At 55.4% G+C, this 18,489-nt stretch carries 16 protein-coding genes; 13 read left to right on the top strand and 3 right to left on the bottom strand.

Annotated features, from left to right (window positions below):
- Window positions 1-50 precede the first annotated feature (50 nt).
- The 6 genes from LA756_RS06595 to LA756_RS06570 all read left to right on the top strand — a co-directional run bounded on the left by LA756_RS06595 (window position 51) and on the right by LA756_RS06570 (window position 7,809).
- Window positions 51-1,352, top strand: coding sequence for a diphosphate--fructose-6-phosphate 1-phosphotransferase (locus tag LA756_RS06595; protein ID WP_224439080.1), 1,302 nt, complete (start codon window positions 51-53; stop codon window positions 1,350-1,352).
- A gap of 60 nt (window positions 1,353-1,412) precedes the next feature.
- Window positions 1,413-2,282 carry an HAD family hydrolase gene (locus LA756_RS06590; RefSeq protein ID WP_224439079.1) on the top strand — a complete coding sequence of 290 codons (870 nt, stop codon included), beginning with the start codon at window positions 1,413-1,415 and terminating at the stop codon, window positions 2,280-2,282.
- Window positions 2,283-2,478: 196 nt separating this feature from the next.
- The gene (gnd, locus tag LA756_RS06585; RefSeq protein ID WP_224439078.1) at window positions 2,479-3,924 is read left to right on the top strand and encodes a decarboxylating NADP(+)-dependent phosphogluconate dehydrogenase; all 1,446 of its coding nucleotides are present in this window, start codon (window positions 2,479-2,481) and stop codon (window positions 3,922-3,924) included.
- 89 nt (window positions 3,925-4,013) lie between these two features.
- Complete coding sequence (locus tag LA756_RS06580; protein WP_224439077.1) at window positions 4,014-4,799, top strand: SDR family oxidoreductase; 786 nt, start codon at window positions 4,014-4,016, stop codon at window positions 4,797-4,799.
- A 173-nt stretch (window positions 4,800-4,972) separates the two neighbouring features.
- On the top strand, window positions 4,973-6,421 hold the full coding sequence (gene zwf, locus LA756_RS06575) for a glucose-6-phosphate dehydrogenase (RefSeq protein ID WP_224439076.1): 1,449 nt from the start codon (window positions 4,973-4,975) through the stop codon (window positions 6,419-6,421).
- Between the two features lie 335 nt (window positions 6,422-6,756).
- On the top strand, window positions 6,757-7,809 hold the full coding sequence (locus LA756_RS06570; protein ID WP_224439075.1) for a tRNA-dihydrouridine synthase: 1,053 nt from the start codon (window positions 6,757-6,759) through the stop codon (window positions 7,807-7,809).
- On the opposite strand, the gene queG is transcribed toward LA756_RS06570, so the two are convergent.
- Complete coding sequence (queG, locus tag LA756_RS06565; RefSeq protein WP_224439074.1) at window positions 7,790-8,929, bottom strand: tRNA epoxyqueuosine(34) reductase QueG; 1,140 nt, start codon at window positions 8,927-8,929, stop codon at window positions 7,790-7,792. The two genes, LA756_RS06570 and queG, sit on opposite strands and share 20 nt — an antisense overlap.
- Before the next feature lie 116 nt (window positions 8,930-9,045).
- Here queG and LA756_RS06560 point away from each other — a divergent pair, with 116 nt between their 5' ends.
- The 3 genes from LA756_RS06560 to dusB all read left to right on the top strand — a co-directional run bounded on the left by LA756_RS06560 (window position 9,046) and on the right by dusB (window position 11,505).
- A complete protein-coding gene (locus tag LA756_RS06560; RefSeq protein WP_224439073.1) occupies window positions 9,046-9,534 on the top strand; it encodes a hypothetical protein in 489 nt (162 codons plus the stop codon).
- A 204-nt stretch (window positions 9,535-9,738) separates the two neighbouring features.
- Entirely contained in the window at window positions 9,739-10,368 is a 630-nt protein-coding gene (locus LA756_RS06555; protein ID WP_224439072.1) for a hypothetical protein, read from the top strand.
- Window positions 10,369-10,515: 147 nt separating this feature from the next.
- Entirely contained in the window at window positions 10,516-11,505 is a 990-nt protein-coding gene (gene dusB / locus LA756_RS06550) for a tRNA dihydrouridine synthase DusB (RefSeq protein ID WP_224440363.1), read from the top strand.
- Between the two features lie 6 nt (window positions 11,506-11,511).
- Here the strand turns inward: dusB and LA756_RS06545 are convergent, their stop codons facing one another.
- Window positions 11,512-12,156: a type II secretion system protein GspG gene (locus LA756_RS06545; protein WP_224439071.1), complete on the bottom strand. Its 645-nt coding sequence runs from the start codon at window positions 12,154-12,156 to the stop codon at window positions 11,512-11,514.
- 75 nt (window positions 12,157-12,231) lie between these two features.
- Complete coding sequence (locus tag LA756_RS06540; protein WP_224439070.1) at window positions 12,232-14,478, bottom strand: sodium:alanine symporter family protein; 2,247 nt, start codon at window positions 14,476-14,478, stop codon at window positions 12,232-12,234.
- 289 nt (window positions 14,479-14,767) lie between these two features.
- Between LA756_RS06540 and LA756_RS06535 the strand changes: the two genes are divergently transcribed.
- The 4 genes from LA756_RS06535 to sufB all read left to right on the top strand — a co-directional run bounded on the left by LA756_RS06535 (window position 14,768) and on the right by sufB (window position 18,447).
- Entirely contained in the window at window positions 14,768-15,448 is a 681-nt protein-coding gene (locus LA756_RS06535; RefSeq protein WP_224439069.1) for a metalloregulator ArsR/SmtB family transcription factor, read from the top strand.
- 1 nt (window position 15,449) lies between these two features.
- The gene (locus tag LA756_RS06530; protein ID WP_224439068.1) at window positions 15,450-16,049 is read left to right on the top strand and encodes an NADH-quinone oxidoreductase subunit B; all 600 of its coding nucleotides are present in this window, start codon (window positions 15,450-15,452) and stop codon (window positions 16,047-16,049) included.
- A 65-nt stretch (window positions 16,050-16,114) separates the two neighbouring features.
- A complete protein-coding gene (sufC, locus tag LA756_RS06525) occupies window positions 16,115-16,930 on the top strand; it encodes a Fe-S cluster assembly ATPase SufC (RefSeq protein WP_224439067.1) in 816 nt (271 codons plus the stop codon).
- A gap of 101 nt (window positions 16,931-17,031) precedes the next feature.
- Entirely contained in the window at window positions 17,032-18,447 is a 1,416-nt protein-coding gene (sufB, locus tag LA756_RS06520) for a Fe-S cluster assembly protein SufB (RefSeq protein WP_224439066.1), read from the top strand.
- Window positions 18,448-18,489 lie beyond the last annotated feature (42 nt).

Genomic DNA, 18,489 nt, shown 5'->3' with positions numbered 1-18,489 from the left:
TCTGGAAGTAAGAAGGCACTACGGTCCCCAAGCTGGTATCGGTGGAAAGCATGAGCACCAAGAAGAACCTGATTGTTGCCCAAAGTGGTGGTCCAAGCCCGGTCATTAACAACACGCTTCGCGGCTTGGTGGAAGCTGCTTTGCAGACCGACAACATCGGAACGGTCTACGGTGCCCATCACGGTATCGAAGGGGTGCTGAAGGAAGAACTGATTAATCTGACCGATCAGCCAGCCGAAGAAATCTCGCTGCTGCGTTACACGCCTGCTGCAGGTTCGATTGGTACTTGCCGCTACAAGCTGAAAGACTGGCAGAACGAAGACTTCGATCGCTGCATCGAGGTATTCAAAGCCCACAATATCGGCTACTTCGTCTACATCGGCGGCAACGACTCGATGGACACCGCCAACAAGATCGCCAAGCTGGCCCAGGAACGCGGCCTCGATATGGTCGGAATCGGTGGCCCCAAGACCATCGACAACGACGTCGGCGACAGCGAGTTCAAGCTGATCGACCATACCCCAGGTTACGCTTCGACTGCCAAGTACTGGATGCACATGATCCAGTATGCCAACGAAGAAAACCGCGGTAGCTGCCCAGCCGACCCTGTGTTGGTGATGCAAGCGATGGGCCGCAAGATCGGTTACATTCCTGCCGCGGCTCGTTTGGCCGATCCGAAGCGAGAAATGCCGCTGCAGATCTACATGGCCGAATCCCCTTGTACGCTCGAGCAACTGCACGAAAACGTCAACAAGCAACTGAAGCAAGACGGCCGCTGTATCGTTGTGCTCAGCGAAGGCTTTGACGTCGGTGACATTGGTGCCCGAAAGGATTCGTTCGGGCACACTAGCTTCAGTGCGAGTAATATCACCGTCGCTCAGATTGTGACGAACTACCTCAACGATAACGGCTTGGCTGTTAAGGGGGCGGCTCGGTGCAATGTGAGCGGAACCGACCAGCGTCATGCGATGGCTTACGCCTCGTCGGTCGACTTGGACGAAGCTTACCACGCCGGCGAAATGGCCGCTGTTTTGGCCTCGACGGGGCAGTCTGGCTACATGTCGACGATCCTTCGAAACGAAGGAGATGTCTACAGCGTTCGCTACGACAAAGCACCTTTGGCGGAAGTCGCCAACAGCGAACGAACGTTCCCTAAAGAGTGGATCGATGCCAACGGTTACGATGTGACCGACGAGTTCGTGAAGTATGCCAAGCCACTCTTGGGCGAAGGCATGGTCAGCCTGCCGATGATCGATGGTCGCCAACGCATGACTCGCCTGCAGCCGATGTTTGCCGATCAAAAGCTGGCCGCCTACGTGCCTCAGGCCGACCGTCAAGAAGCTCCGAAGTAGTCTGACGCATCCGTTTCGTTCACACCATCCATCAAATTCCCATAGCGAGAACCAGCGATCATGGTTTATCAGATTGAACCGAAGAACGAATTCCTTGTAGGCATCGACTCGGATGGTTGCGTCTTCGATACGATGGAACTGAAGCACAAGGAATGCTTCATTCCCAACATTATCAACTACTACGAACTGCAAGGCGTCAGCAAGTATGCTCGCGAAGCCGCCGAGTTCGTGAATCTCTACTCCAAGAGCCGCGGCATCAACCGTTTTCCTGCTTTGGTGGAAGCATTGGAATGGTTGCAAAAGCGTCCGGAAGTGATCGAACGTGGCGCGAAGATCAACATTCCTCAGTCGCTGCAAACATGGATCAAAGAAGAGACCAAGCTTGGCAATCCAGCTCTCGAAGCCAAAGTCGCTGAGTCGAACGATCCTGACTTGGCCCATTGCTTGAAGTGGTCCAAAGCCGTCAACGAAACGGTCGCTGGCATGGTTCGTGGCGTGGCCCCCTTCCCTTCGGTTCGCAAATGTTTGGAAAAGCTGAGCGGCAAAGCAGACATGCTGGTCGTTTCCGCAACGCCGAATGACGCATTGAACGACGAATGGACCGAACATGACCTTCGTCAGTACGTCGCGGAAATTTGCGGTCAGGAAGCTGGCAACAAGAAGGAAACGCTGACCAACGCCAGCAAGTACAAGCCAAATCAAACGCTGATGATTGGCGACGCCCCCGGCGATTATAAGGCAGCCGTGGCGAACGATTGCTTGTTCTACCCAATCAATCCTGGCGACGAAGAAAACAGCTGGAAGCGATTCTACGATGAAGGAATCGACAAGTTCCTGAAGCTCGAATTCGCTGGCGATTACCAGAAAATGCTGCTCGAAGAATTCGATCGCTACTTGCCAGAAAAGCCAAGCTGGCCAGTGGTCGACTAAGAAAACACAACAGCGGGTACCTGTGGCAACTTCACGAATCCTGTTTCCTTTCCCTTTCCAAGGGATAGAGCCAGGGTGAGGGTTGAGGAAGCAGGCACCCCGTTCGCCCCTCACCCTAACCCTCTTCCCTGAGGGGCGAGGGGATCAGAAGTAACAAGAAACACTGACCCGTTAATTCTCAGAGGAAAGAAACATCATGTCCGATGCTTCCTGCGATTTTGGTTTGATTGGTCTCGCCGTGATGGGTGAGAACTTGGCCCTGAACGTCGAAAGCCGCGGCTACAAGGTTGCCGTCTACAATCGAACCACCGAGAAAACGGATGAATTCATTCAAGGACGTGCTGCCGGTAAGCAGTTTGTGGGTTGCCACGACCTGAAGACGATGGTCGCTTCGCTCAAGCGTCCGCGCAAGATCATGCTGCTCATCAAAGCAGGCCCAGCGGTCGACGCGGTGATCGAAGAACTGCTTCCGCTCATGGAGCCAGGCGACATCATCATCGACGGTGGTAACACCCACTATGCCGACACCGAACGTCGTACCAAGTACGTCGAAGAAAAGGGGCTGCTGTTCGTCGGTTCCGGTGTTTCCGGTGGTGAAGAAGGCGCGTTGAAGGGCCCAAGCTTGATGCCTGGTGGTAGCGAAGCCGCTTGGCCGCACATCAAGGAAATCTTCCAGGCCATCTCCGCCAAAGTTGGACCGAACAACGACATTCCTTGCTGCGAATGGGTTGGTCCTCGCGGTGCCGGTCACTACGTCAAGATGGTCCATAACGGCATCGAATATGGCGACATGCAGCTGATCTGCGAAGCCTACTTCCTGCTGAAACATGGCCTGGGGCTGACCAACGACGAACTTTACGACGTCTTCGATCAATGGAACAGCGGTGACCTGCAAAGCTACTTGATCGAAATCACCCGCGACATCTTCAGCGTGAAAGATGACGACGGCGAAGGCTACCTCGTCGACAAGATCCTCGACGTTGCTGGTGCCAAGGGTACCGGTAAATGGATGAGCCAGTTGGCATTGGATCTCGGCGTGCCGAGCACGCTGGTCACCACGGCCGTTTATGCCCGTGGCTTGTCGGCTGCCAAGGAAGCTCGCGTTCGTGCCAGCAAAGTGCTTACCGGTCCAAGCGGCAAGACTTCGGAAGATCGCACGAAGTTCATCGAACAGGTTCGCGAAGCGTTGTACGCGTCGAAGCTGTGCAGCTACGCACAAGGTTTCGTTCAGCTGCAAGCTGCTTCCGCCGAACATGATTGGGGCCTTAACTACGGCGACTGTGCCCTCTTGTGGCGAGGTGGCTGTATCATTCGTGCCCAATTCCTCGATCGCATCAAGGAAGCATTCGACAAGGATGCCAACCTCGAAAACCTTCTGTTGGATCCATACTTCACCGAAGCGGTTACCAAGGGACAAGACGGTTGGCGTTCGGTCGTGAAGACCGCCGTCGAACTGGGCGTTCCAACTCCAGCTTTCGCCGGGGCTTTGGCCTACTACGACGGCTACCGTAACGATCGCCTACCGGCCAACTTGCTTCAGGCTCAACGCGATTACTTCGGTGCTCACACGTTCCAGCGTACCGACAAGGAAGGCACCTTCCACGCCGAATGGATTCAGCGTCGTCGCGAGCCAAAGTCGTAACGCACGCTCCTGTTTCGGATCTCTATTACCTGCCACTGACTCCCAGACCATCTCTGGTCTGGGGGTTCTAGAATAAGATCGAAAGCCGGATGGCCGCTGACTACTTAACGAAACTGTTTGGAATGGATGGCCAAGTTGCCATCGTGATTGGTGCTTCCGGCGTCTTGGGTGGTGCCATTGCAGAAGGTCTTGCTTCGGCAGGTGCCACTGTCATCGTAAGCGGCTTGAACCCTGAACGTGGTCAGGCCCGAGCCGATCGCATTCTTTCTTCCGGAGGCAAAGCAGAGTTCATTGCGGCCGATACGCTCTCGCGCGACTCGCTCGCCGAGATGCGTGACAAGTGCATCGAAAAATTCGGCCGCGTCGATATGCTGGTCAACTGCGCCGGCGTGAATTCTTCGGTTCCTTACGAAGAAATCACCGACGAAGACTGGCAACGCGTCATGGACACCAATCTGACAGGAACGCATCTCGCGTGTCAGGTTTTTGCCCCGACGATGGCCAGTCAGGAAAAAGGAGGCGCCATCCTGAACATCGGTAGCGTCACCGCCCATCTCCCCCTCTCACGCGTGTTTGCTTACTCGGCATCCAAGGCAGCCGTCTTGAATCTGACGAAGAACCTGGCTCGTGAATATGCGACCAAGAACGTCCGGTTCAATGTGCTTTGCCCTGGATTTTTCCCCGCCGAACAGAATCGAAAGATTCTCGACAAAGAACGTGTCGACAATATCATCGGCCAAACGCCGATGGCTCGATTTGGTGAACCGGAAGAGCTTGTCGGAGCATCCATACTGTTGCTCTCACAAGTCGCCGGCAGCTTCATCACCGGTGCCACGGTTTATGTCGACGGTGGCTTTACCGCGATGCGGTTCTAGAGCTCAGCGATTCGCCGGAATAATCTTCCGAGAAAATCGCGGGGCGTAATTGGCCATCGTGCCAATTGCCGTTAGTTTGGCTAGTGGGAAGTGTAGACGCTCGCTCAACCGTGCCGTCGGTGGTCCATGTGCGATAACATGGCCGGTCTGCGGCACTCGCAACAGGAAAAGCCATGTCTCATACCATTGTCATCTTCGGTGCCTCAGGCGACTTGACGAGTCGCAAGCTGATCCCCGCTCTCTTTTTACTCTCGAAAAAGGGACGGCTGCCCAAGAATACGCGGATCGTCGGCATGTCGCGGACCGAGTTTTCGCACGATGCCTGGCGCAAGGAGCTCAAAAGCAGCACGGAAGAGTTCACCGGCAAGAAGTTCGACGAAGGAGCGTGGAGCGAGTTCGCGGCCAACGTCTATTACCACCCCGGCGACTTGACGAAGCTGGAAGACCTGCAAGGGCTGAAGGCATTCCTGGAAGAAGTCGAAGGGGGAGCCGCCGAACGCGTCTATTACCTTTCAACTGCCCCCAAGTTGTACGCTTCGGCGATCGACAAGCTGGGTGAATCGGGGCTCGCAAATCAGGACGAAGGAGATCGTCGAATTGTCCTGGAGAAACCGTTTGGCTACGACTTGGGAACGGCCAAACAGCTGAACGATGACGTCAACCGCGTCTTTCCAGAAAAGCAGGTCTATCGTATCGACCATTATCTGGGCAAAGAGACCGTCCAGAACTTGTTGGTCATGCGATTCGCCAACTCGATTTTCGAGCCGCTTTGGAATCGTAACTATATTGACCACGTGCAAATCACCGTGGCTGAAGAAGTTGTCGTCGGTCGTCGCGGCGGATACTACGATCAAGCAGGCGTGCTTCGCGACATGTTCCAGAACCATCTGCTGCAGCTGCTGATGGTGACAGCGATGGAATCGCCGGTCCGTTTCGATGCCGATATGGTGCGTGACGAAAAAGTCAAAGTGCTACAAGCCATTCGTCCAATGTCGTCGGAAGAGATCGCCAAGGAAACGCTTCGTGGGCAGTATGCTGGCTATCGTCAGGAAGAAGGCGTTCCAGAAAACAGCCAGACCGAAACGTTCGCCGCGTTACGATTGTGGGTCGACAACTGGCGCTGGAATGGTGTTCCTTTCTATCTGCGCAGCGGTAAAGGGATGTCGTGCCGCACGACGCAGATTGTCATTCAATACAATCAACCCCCCCACACGCTGTTTGACAAACAGAAGTGTCATCTCGATGCCTGCCGTCTGGTGATGCAGATTCAGCCGGCCGAGGGCCTGCAGCTGCAGATTCAAACCAAAGTTCCTGACGAAGGCATGATGACGCGGACGACCCCGCTCGACTTCCGCTTCTGCAAGGAATTCCAAGGCGAGATGCCGGATGCCTACCAGCGTTTGCTGTTGGATGCCCTGCAAGGCGACGCCAGCCTGTTCGCGCGTAGCGACGAAGTGGAACTGGCTTGGGGCATTATCGACCCAATCATTCAAACCTGGCGATCAGCGGAAGCGCCTTCGCTGCACATGTACGAAACCGGCTTCTGGGGACCGACCGAATCCAACGACTGGATGGCCGAGCATGGCCGACAGTGGTTCGACGTCTGCCCGGTGCTGCACTAAGAAGTCCCAAGAAAAAAACGGGGTCGACCGGTTGGGGCAGGTAACCGATCGACCCCTGAACATCGCTGGTGATCTCAGAAACCAGCGACGTATGCTCTTGAGTTGGATATATGCGTTTACTGTGAAAGCCGTGGCTAAAGCAGTTCCATGTGAGCATATATCGACCACCCATATTGTGGACTTTATCTTAGTTGCGAAAAATTTCGGTCGTCAGCACGCTCCTCTTGATGCAAAAGTGGAGAGTGGCGGAAACTCGCACTTTTCGTGCAGCTTTTTACTGATATCCTGGGTGAATCATTTCCGAATGTCTCGATTTTCAAGGTAATAACGGCCCCATGGCCTTACGTCTCGGCAACTTAGAACTCGATTTTCCCCTCGTTCAAGCCGCCCTTTCCGGCTACAGCGACATGTCGATGCGTGTGATCGCGCGTCGCATGGGGGCTCCGTATACGATTTGTGAAGTGATGCTCGATAAGTTTCTTGTCGAGTTGAACGATCGCAAAAAGAACCGCCACTTCCTGGCCATCGCTGACGAAGAGCATCCGGTGGGCGGTCAATTGATGGGGGCAGAACCGGAGCAGTTTTCTGCCGGCGCGAAGCGTTTGGTCGAAGCAGGCTTCGACGTCATCGACATCAACTTCGGCTGTCCGGTCAAGAAGGTGTTGGGGCGCTGCCGAGGTGGCTTTCATCTCAGTCAGCCAGAGGTGGCGTTAGAGATCGTTCGCCGCACACGCGACGTTGTACCGAGTGACATGCCACTGACGGTGAAGATGCGTCGTGGGATTGATGATACCGAGGAAAGCCGAGATAAGTTCTTCGAGATCCTCGATGGAGCCTTCGAGATCGGTGTCGATGCGATCACGGTTCACGGACGTACCGTCGAGCAGCGATACATTGGCCCCAGCCGCTGGGAGTTCCTTGCCGAAGTGAAGCGACATGTCGGCGACCGAACCATTCTTGGCAGCGGCGACCTTTTCTCCGCGCAAGATTGCTTTGACATGATGCGCGAGACCGGGGTCAACGGCGTAACCGTGGCCCGTGGCGCGATCGGGAATCCTTGGATCTTTCAGCAGGCAAGAGCCTTAGCCGCAGGAGAACCATTGCCGCCACCTCCGACAACGTTCGAGCAGTTGGAGATCATCGAAGAACATCTTCGCCTGGTGGTCGAGCTTTACGGCGAAGCGAAAGCGATGACCAACTTCCGAAAGTTCGGCGTGAAGTATTCGTTCCTGCACCCGCAGATCGAAGAGGTGCGTGCCAAGTTCGTTCGCATCAAGGAAATGGCCGACTGGGAAGCGATTCGAGACGAGTTTTACTCGACCGATCAGCCTGGCAACTATCTCTCGTCCGACATCCACAACAAGCAGGTCAACTGCTCGGCCGGCTAGTCAGCGCGTTTTCGATTTCGGCTCGCACGTGTTCATTTTCTTCCACGGCCAGCCGATCGCGAAGAAGCGGAGCACACTGCTGCTCGGCATGTTGACCGATCGCCCAGGCAGCTGCGCCTCGGATGAGCCATTCTTCGTCGTTCAATCCCTGGGATAACGCCGCCAGATTTTCCGGGTGTGGACGATTGCCAAGCGCGATCGCGGCGTTCCGCAGTACGCCGCGACGTTTCGTTCGCCAAAGAGGCGTCTTCCGAAAGCGGGCTCGAAAGTCGTCATCGGTCATCGTGAACAGCGATCGCAACTGGAGTGGGGCTCGATCAGACGCCGGGAAAAATGCGTCGTGAGATGTGACAGGTGGTTTTCCATTCCAGGGGCAAACGTCCTGGCAAACATCGCATCCAAAGACCCAATCTTGCATCCCGGGGCGTAGCTGCGCGGGAATCTCGTCGCGGAGTTCAATCGTAAGATACGAAATACACTTGGTCGCGTTCAGCACGCCAGGGCCTTCGAACGCGTCAGTTGGACAGGCATCCAGACATGCGGTGCATGTGCCGCAGTGGCTGGCGTTGTGCGGATCGTCGTAAACGAGTTCTCGGTCGATCAAGATGGCGGCCAGGAAAAACAGGCTGCCCAGCTGCTTATTAAGCAGCATCGAGTTCTTGCCGATCCAGCCTAGTCCGGCCAACTGTGCGAACTCTCGTTCCAGCAGTGGGGCCGTATCGACGACGCCCCGCACGCTCGCCTCGGCATCCCACTGGGCGATCGACTTTTTGAACTGCTTGAGTCGTGCGTGGATCCAGTCGTGGTAATCGAGTTCGCCGAATGCGTAGCGGGAGACCCTGCCCTGCCCCGGCCCCAGCGGTGGAATGGACTCGCTTTTGTAATTCAGCGCCAACATGACAATGCTTTGCACGCCATCGAGCACATGCTTGGGGTGGGCATACGCTTCGCGGCGGTCCTCTAGATATTGCATTTGCCCGGCAAATCCAGCGTCGAGCCATTCATGAAATCGATGCAGTCCCGTTGGGGTGACCGCCGGGCAAATTCCCACCGCAGAGAAGCCCAGTCGCAAGGCTTCCTCTCGGATCAACGAAGTCAGATCATCGGTGGAAATCGACACGTGTACAAAACCGGCAAATGAATTTGCGTTCGCTCAGGGGCGTAATTAGGGTGAGGTTATAAGGATTGAATTACCACGGAGGGGTTCGTCAGCATGATCACGCAAGGTGCTCTGAGATGCGCAAGGTATGTCTGTTGTTGTTGGCTGCGGCGATCACCGCAGGTTGTTTTTCGGTTCGCGAAGCTAAGGCGGATGGCAATATCATTGTCCATCGTACCTCATCGGTCGGTTTCGGGAACAACTTCGGCTACGGCAATAACAATTGGTCATGGGGGCCATACTCCTTGAATCGGTCGCTCGGTTACATTCCGACGCCCCCTTACTATGCATTGCATCCGCCGGTTTACTACTCGCACAATGTGGCGGTACCGTACGGGATGAGTCCTTATCCGATCTCGTCTTATTCGCCGGGCGCTTCCTATGCCGTCGAGCGGTCGATTCCCGAGCCGCAAGTTGTGATCAATCCGTATGTTCAAGCGGAGGAAGCGGCTGTCGAAGCCCCCGTCGAGCCTTCGGCGAATGATCAAGCCGCGATGAAAATTGTGGATGCCGATGGCGAAGTAGTTGTCGCTCAAACGCCTGCGATCATCGATAACTCGCTTTAATCGCTCGGAAATGCCCTGCGGAAACTTGAGAGAATTCTCTCAGGTTTCCGCAATTCGTATTGCTGCTGGCTAGCAGTCTTTGGTAACCTCCCCCCGCTGTCAGCCGAAGTGTGTGGGCTGATGCGATGATTGAATTTCGGGAGGAAGGCAGTTTTCCCTGCAGGAAGCTGGGAAGTGGGTGCCGAGTCCGGAAAAGGATTTCCTATGAGAAGCCTCGTTTCCGCTAGCTTGTTTTTGCTTCTGATGGCCGGCTGCCAGAATCAGCAGTCGCAGGTCAATCCATTTGCCGTCTATGGCCCTCAGAGGCTTCCTCCGCCTGGAACGCAGACGTACGGTCAGCAGTCGCAAACGGCTCCGTATTACCAGGGACCAGCGGCCAATCAGGCTCCGACGATTCAGGGTGGCATGCAAACCAACCCGCCGGCTCAATTCACACCGCCTGCCAATACGGCCCCAACCTCTGGAGCTCCTTCTAGTTACGGCCAAGGAGGATGGCAGAAAGTGGGGCAATCTTCTTCCAGCAGCACCAGCGGCGTCGTTCAAGCGAGCCATACTCAGGAAATAAGCACAACTACCCCTCCCGCGAACACCACTCCATCTGGTTCAACCGCAGCTTCATCTGCTTCAGCGACCACGTCCAGTGGTAGCTCGAATCCGTATTTACGAGGCATGCACGTCAACGAGGTATCGGATTCGACCCAGTCGGCAAACACCGCGACGACTCCGCTCGCCCCTCCAGCGACGTCCGCCGTGCCGAGCACCAGCTGGTCGAACAATCCAGCCGTTTCGAGCGGCTCCAGCAGCGCGCCGATTCAGCCTAGCCGAATTCCCTAAGTCGTTTGCGGCTTTCCAGTTTGCCACTTGACGTTTCTCGCCGAAGTGGAAACGATAAAGCCCATGGATACTCCGCACCAATTCGACCTGACTGGGATCGAACCGACAACGACCGACCTGAAAGTTCCACCGTTGAAAATCGGTGAAATGGTCATCGATCCCCCGATTCTTCAAGCTCCCATGGCTGGCTTCACGAATTATGCCTTTCGGCAGATCGTGCGCGGTTATGGTGGAGCCGGACTGCTGGCGACCGAAATGGTCAATGCCCGTGGTTTTCAGTGGCTCGACGAGAACGAAGCCGAATTCCCCGATCGGTTGTGGGGTGTCGAAGATGAGGCTCGTCCTTTGGCCGTTCAGATCTGGGACAACCAGCCTGATGTGATGGCGAAAGTCGGCAGCCGCCTGGTCGAAGAGTTCCAGGTAAGCGTCGTCGACATTAACTTCGGTTGCCCCGTCAAACAGGTCACCGAGAAAGCCCACAGCGGCTCCTACCTGCTACGCGTTCCAGAGCGGATGGGGCAGATCATCTCTCGATTGGTCGAAGCATGTGCCCCGACCCCTGTGACCGCCAAGATTCGTCTGGGCTGTTCGATGGATGCGATCAACGCCAACGAGATCGCCCAGGTCGTCGAAGAGAGCGGCGCCGCGGCACTGACGGTTCACGGCCGCGTCGCCTCGCAGTACTTCAAGGGAGAAGCGGATTGGGAGCGGATCTCCGAGATCAAATCGCATCTGAAAAAGATTCCGCTGATCGGCAACGGTGACCTCGATTCGGCGGAGAAAGTCTATCGTGCATTCCGTGACTACGATGTCGATGGCGTGATGATTGCCAGAGCCTGCTTAGGGCGGCCATGGCTGTTCGCTCAAGCGGCGGCGGCGATTCAAGGGAAGCCGATTCCACCTGAGCCGACGCTAATCGAGCAGCGAGACTGCATGCTCAATCATTACGATTTAGTCGTCCAGCGTTTCGGCGAAAGCAAGGGGACGCTGCTCATGCGAAAGTTCGCTTGCTGCTATGCCCAGGCCAAGCCTGGGGCACGCCATTTCCGTAAGCATGTTGCGAATGTTTCGACACCGCAGGAATTCTACGAGGTGGTCGAAAAGCACTTCCCGATCGAAGTTCCTGCGCCTGCGTAAGTGCCACTACCAGCCGCGACAGTGGTTATGCTGATGCCAGTGGTGATCCCAGCCGTTGTGCCGATACCCACGGTAATGAGTCGAATGGACAGCGATATCCGTATTTAGACTTCGTTCGGAATTGAGCATCCGCTGATCGTCGTTCGTATCGAACGTGCCATCCGGCCCGGCACTGCGAATGGCAAATTTGCCATCTTCTTCTGGTTCGTACCGAACGGCATTGCCGTAAGCGTCTTCGTACTTGAGGACCAGCTTGTTCCCTTCAATGCCTTCAGGCAGCTTGTTGTTCTCTTGGCGGAACGATTCGACCTCGACGCAAGCCGTATCGAGGACTTCCCGCGTCTGCTCCATCTTGGGGACTTCGACGCTGTAGTGATGCATCGCCGAGGCAGCCATCGCGATCGAACCCACACCAACGCCGACAATCGCCGTGCCGATACCGCCGATAATTACCCCGGCAATCGCGATGCCCGGCTTTCTCGAGAACAAGCCGAAAAAGCTAAGCAAAAGTCCCAAGGGGCACAAAAGCCCAAAGGTAACCAGCAGGCCAAAAAGCGATATCCCAAAGCCCCACGCTCCGAGGGTATTCGAGCGGGAGGGCTTCGATTGATGGCGACATTGGTTCGATTCGTGACACGGACGCGAACACATCGGACAACTTCCTTTTTCCGGGGGGGAATCGTGGGAGAAAGCAGCAGATCTCCCACTCAGGAAGTCATTCGCCGGCTATTTGAATTTCTTGAATTCGCCGGCCTTATATTTTTTCCAGTACTCGCCCAAGGCCTTCTTAACCTTCGGTGCTAAGAGCACTGTTCCCAAGATGTTAGGGAACGCCATCGAGAGAATCATGAAGTCAGAAAAATCGAGAACGCTTCCTAATTGGAAGATCGATCCGATGAAAACCGCGAACACAAAGATCACTTTGTAGACGTAAATACTGCGTGCTCCGAACAGACGTTCCCAGCAGCGCTCTCCGTAGTAGCTCCACGAAACGATCGTCGAGAAAGCAAACAGCACCACCGCCACCATCAGCAGGTAGGGGAACCAGGAGATCTCTGCCTCGAAGGCTTCGGCGGTCAGCTGCACCCCTTCCAGGCCTTGGTCCAAAATCCACGTTCGGTTGTCCCAGGCGCCCGTGATCAAAATGACCAAGGCCGTCATCGAGCAAACGACGATCGTATCGATGAAGGGACCCAGCAGAGCAACAAAACCTTCGCGGACCGGCTCGTCCGTCTTCGCGGCACTGTGGGCAATGGCGGCACTACCGACGCCGGCTTCGTTGCTGAACGCGGCTCGTTGAACGCCGATCACGATCACGCCCAAGATCCCACCTCGCACTGCTTCAGGATTGAATGCCTCCACAAAGATCTGATAGATCATGTCTGGCACCTGGGTTATGTGGGCCCCAATAATCCACAGACAGGCCAAGATGTACATCAAGCACATCGCTGGCACCACTTTACTGGCCGTAGCTCCGATCCGCTTAATTCCACCGATGATCACCAGCCCAACAAAGAAGGCCAGCACGATACCGAAAATCGGGTTGAACGTGCTCTTAAACGAGTCGACTTTGGCCTGAAGTTCCGTGGCTTGTTTTTCGAGCTCACGAACTTTCTCGAGTTCCCCGGCACTTGCCGCGACGCTTAGCTCTCGTTTGACTTGGCTAAGCTGATCGAGTTCGTCGTTCTGTACGACCGACAGCACCATCGAGGCGGCTTGGTTCGCTTGGAACATGTTCCCGCCCCCGAAGCTCGCCATGATGCACATAATCGCAAAAACAATCGCCAGACATTGGCCGATCGGCTTCAAGCCGAATTGGCTGAACGCATACGTGAGGTACTGCATCGGCCCACCAAGGATCGTGCCGTCAGGCTTCACTTCGCGGTACATCTGTCCGAGCGTGCACTCGACAAACTTGCTTGTCATACCGAAAAAACCGCACAGTATCATCCAGAAGAACGCCCCCGGACCGCCTGCCGACATGGCGATTGTCACCCCGGCAATGTTCCCCAAGCCGACTGTCGCAGACAGCGCGGAAGCCAATGCCTGAAAGTGGGTCACTTCGCCAGGCTCGTCCGGATTGTCGTACGTCCCGCGAACGATACTGACTGCGTGACCGAAGCCCCAGAAGTTCACGAACGCAAAGAAGATGGTAAAGAAGATCGCCCCGCCAGAGAGCCACAGCACCACGACAGGGGCACCACCGACATATTCGGTGAACAGATAGGGTGGCTCGCCACGGCCGAGTTCCAGTTGCCCAGCTTGGGCTCGCTGTTCGATTTGTTCTGGCGTAAGCCAAGTGTCGGGATCTTCGTTCAGCGAGTTCCGCAGTTTCGTCACCGGTTGGAAGGTGAACTTGTCGCCCTCTTTGATCCGAACATACTTCGTCGAGTTGTTGATGATGTATTTGACGTAGTCGACCGGCTGTTTTTTGGCTTTACCTTCGGCGTCGGTTCGGTTCATCACGCCAAGGCGATAAACGCGATCCGGATTAGGCGAAGTCTCGATCTTTCCCAGGTCGGCCCATTCGTCGATCTTTTGTTCGTCGACTTCATCCGGAAGATTCTCTGGCTTTCGGACTTTGCTGTTCTCAGCAATCATGAACGGGCCATCCGTTCCGCGGTCGCGGACGTAATAGACCACGTCATCCATCTGGGCATACTGCCGTTCGGTCGAAAAGACGCGATAGAACAATGTTTGGTCCATCTTGCCGACCATCCACTCGAACGGCTTGTCAAAATATTGAAAAGCAGTCCATGGTTCAGCGTCGCTCAGATCGACCGCCGGGGGGTAGGACTCGGCAGAAGACTCTTGCGGTGAAGCCTCTGATTCAAGTTGAGGCTCTGCCGATGCTTCCGTGGCAAGTTCCTCAGCAGGCGTATCCTGGCCGAAGGTCGTCGTCGGTAGGAAGGTAAAAGCAACTATCGAGAGCACCACAAAGTGCCACGGCGCGGACAGTCGACTTGCGATCATGCAAATTTCCCAAACTGCCAACTTCCAGGATCGGCGGTGGGGCTGGCCGAGCGGGAAGTGGTTTCTAAAAATCGTTCCGAAATGGAGGAGCTGGGGCGATTAGGGGGCAGTTGCCGCCGTAATCTGTAACCATTTGTCAGGTAAAGAGTTACGAAAGGCAACGGTAGGGAATCGCGGTTTAACGAATATATACTTGTCAAAAATGCGATAATCCCTAACATTAGGGTACCGACACAACTTAGCGATACGGCTAGCAGATTGCCAGTCGTTCGACCCCGATTTTACGCCAATGACCAGCAATTCCGCGCAAAATGACACACGATGGGCTAACGAGGTCTTCCCGACCGACTTGGTCGTGCTCGATTTATTGCGGAAGACTCCTTCTTTAACCACTGCCGAGATGGCGGAGGCGATGGAGGTGACGGCTACGGCCGTTCGTCAGCGTTTAAATCGTTTGATGGGGCAAGGTTACGTCGAACGTGTGGCCGCCAAGGCGGGCCGCGGTCGTCCCACGCACAAGTATCGCTTGACCCATAAGGGCGAACGAAAAGCCGGTGCAAATTATGCCGACTTGGCCATGGCGTTATGGGACGAGATTCGTTCGATTGAAGACCCCGACGTCAAATTGGGACTCATTTCGCGGATTGCTAAGCGTCTGGTAGAGATGTATGCCAGCGAAGTTCGCGGTGAAGATGCCCACGAGCGGATTCATGACTTGATGGCGTTGTTCCTCGGTCGTCAGATTCCGCTGGAGTATGAAGAAGACACAGAGGGTAAGCCGGTGCTTAATGTGCTGGCTTGTCCTTACCCGGATTTGGCGGAACAAGATCGAGCCGTTTGTGCGCTCGAGAAAGCAATGTTCGCCGAATTGGTCGGACAAAACATGACCTTGAGCCATTGTCGGCTCGACGGCGAAAGTTGTTGCACCTACGAGTTGACTGAAATTAACTCCGATACGGAAAGCGTGTGACATGACCAAGCCGTGGATTGAAGGCCGCTTCGAGGAAAACGTCATCACGACGACCATCGAGCAAGCCATCAACTGGGGGCAGCAAGCAAGTATCTGGCCGATGACATTCGGCCTGGCCTGTTGTGCCATCGAAATGATGGCCGTAGGAGCGAGTCGATACGACATCGACCGCTTCGGCGCAGGGGCCTTTCGGGCCTCGCCGCGTCAGGCAGACTTGATGATCGTGGCGGGGACCGTCACGTACAAAATGGCCAGCCGAGTTCGGCGGCTATACAACATGATGCCCGATCCGAAGTATGTCATCGCCATGGGCGCTTGCACCGTCGGTGGTGGCCCTTACTTCAAGTATGGTTATCACGTTGTGAAAGGAGTCGACCTGGTCGTGCCTGTTGATGTGTACGTTCCAGGATGTCCTCCACGGCCGGAGGCACTGTTGGAAGGGCTGATGCGGATTCAAGACAAAATCCGCGGGCACCGAATCAATCGTCGCGATGGCGTTCGCGTCGACGACGAGTTGCCGGTGCCGCATCATTCCGGTTACGTCGAAGCGACGGGAGCCGAAAAGCCACTGACCCAACATCAGAAACAAACCGGCAAATAACATTCATGATGCCCCACTGCTGGGCGTCGTATCCGTTGAGACTCGAGAAGAGCGAATAGTCACGAATGACCGACGTACTGAAGATTGAGAATTTACACGTTTCAGTTGAAGAAAAGCCCATCCTCAATGGCGTGAATCTGGAACTTCGCCGCGGTGAAACGCACGCCCTGATGGGGCCGAACGGTTCCGGTAAAAGTACCCTCGGCTTCGCCATCATGGGGCATCCCAAGTATGAAGTCACCGAAGGCCGTATCCTGGTCAACGACGTCGACGTGACCGAACTGGAAGCGGACGAACGTTCCCGACTTGGCTTGTTCATGGCCTTTCAGCGTCCGATCGCCATCCCTGGCGTTCGCCTGGCCGACTTCCTGCGTCACGCGACCACGAACGTGCGAAACCCCGACCGGAAAGAAGGCGAAGACCTCATTCCAATGCGTGAGTTCCGCCGCGAAATCAAAGAGAAGATGAACCAGCTGCAGATGGACACCGAGTTCGCTCGGCGTTACGTCAACGATGGTTTCTCTGGGGGCGAAATGAAGCGGGCTGAAATTCTTCAGCTGGCCATGCTTCAGCCAAAGTTTGCCATCCTGGACGAAACCGACAGTGGTTTGGATGCCGACGCTGTTCGCCTGGCGAGCCAAAGTATCGCTCAGATCGGCGGCGAAGAAATGGGCCTGTTGATCATCACGCACCACGACAAGTTGTTGGAACACAATCCACCATCGCACGCTCACGTAATGTTGGGCGGACGCATTGTCGAAAGCGGCGGCGTCGAACTGGCTCACGAACTGCATTCCAGTGGTTACCAACGCATCCGCGAAGCGTATCCGGAAGCGGCCGCCATGGAACGCCAGATGCAAGACGAAGAACAAACCGTTTAGTCACTACGCGATTCGTTTTCGCGGCCTGAACTGCGACCAGGTACCAACGCGAAACACCCCATTTAATCGCCATCGACGATATTCAATAGTTTGGAGAGATAATGGCCACCGATATTACCGACACCGGCGTGCAAAGCCCAATTGGCGAAATCAACAAGTACGATTTCCGCACGACCAGCAAAGGTGTCTTCAAGGCCAAGAAGGGATTGAGCGCCGAGATCGTCAACCAGATCTCGGACATCAAGGAAGAGCCAGACTGGATGCGTAAGTTCCGTCTGGACTCGCTTGACATCTTCAATTCCAAGCCAATGCCCAAATGGGGCGGCGACATCGAACTCGATTTCCAAGACATCTACTACTATCTCAAGCCGACCGAGAAGCAAGGGAAGACTTGGGACGATGTGCCTGCGGAAATCAAGGAAACGTTCGAGAAGCTCGGCATTCCTGAAGCCGAACGGCAATACCTGGCCGGCGTGAAGGCACAATTCGAGAGCGAAGTGGTTTACGGTTCGCTGCAGGAAGACCTCGAAAAGAAAGGGGTCATCTTCACCGATACCGACACCGCGTTGCGGGAACATCCGAAGCTGCTGAAGGAATACTTCGGCACCGTCATCCCGCCGCACGACAACAAGTTCGCGGCGCTCAACTCGGCCGTATGGTCAGGCGGTTCGTTCATCTACGTTCCTCCCGGCGTCGAAATCGAATTCCCACTGCAAACTTACTTCCGTATCAACGAAGAAAGCATGGGGCAGTTCGAGCGTACGCTGATCATCGTCGATGAAGGGGCGAAGATTCACTACGTCGAAGGTTGCACCGCTCCGATGTACTCGTCGGAAAGCCTGCACTCGGCGGTGGTCGAAGTGATCTGCAAGAAGGGATCGCGTTGCCGCTACAGCACCATCCAGAACTGGGCCAACAATATCTACAACCTGGTCACCAAGCGTGCGTTGGCTTACGCCGATGCCACCATGGAATGGGTCGACGGTAACTTGGGTAGCCATCTGACGATGAAGTACCCTGCCGTTTATCTGATGGAGCCAGGGGCTCGTGGCGAGATCCTTTCGATCGCGTTTGCCGGCAAGCATCAGCATCAGGACACCGGTGCTAAGCTGGTTCACTGTGCTCCAGATACTTCCGGTCAGATTATCTCGAAGAGTATCTCGAAGGATGGCGGTCGCGGTAGCTACCGTGGTTTGGTCCGTGTCGAAGAAGGCGCGACGAACACCAAGTGTAGTGTCGTCTGCGACGCGTTGATCCTCGATCCAGAAAGCCAGACCGATACCTATCCGTACATCGAAATCATGGAACCCGATGTCGCCATCGGTCACGAAGCGAGCGTTTCGCGAATCGGCGAAGAGCAGCTCTTCTACCTGATGAGCCGCGGTCTGACCGAAGCGGAAGCGAGCACGATGATCGTCAATGGTTTCATCGAGCCGCTGGTGAAGGAACTGCCGATGGAATACGCGGTGGAACTGAACCGCTTGATCGAGCTGCAAATGGAAGGTTCGGTCGGTTAGTCCGCCAACCTTTACCATCCAAATTTGGGCCAAGCAGCGTCG

It is taken from the genome of Bremerella sp. TYQ1 (assembly GCF_020150455.1).
GTDB classification, from domain to species: Bacteria; Planctomycetota; Planctomycetia; order Pirellulales; family Pirellulaceae; genus Bremerella; species Bremerella volcania_A.
This window is presented reverse-complemented; position numbering and strand designations above follow the sequence as displayed.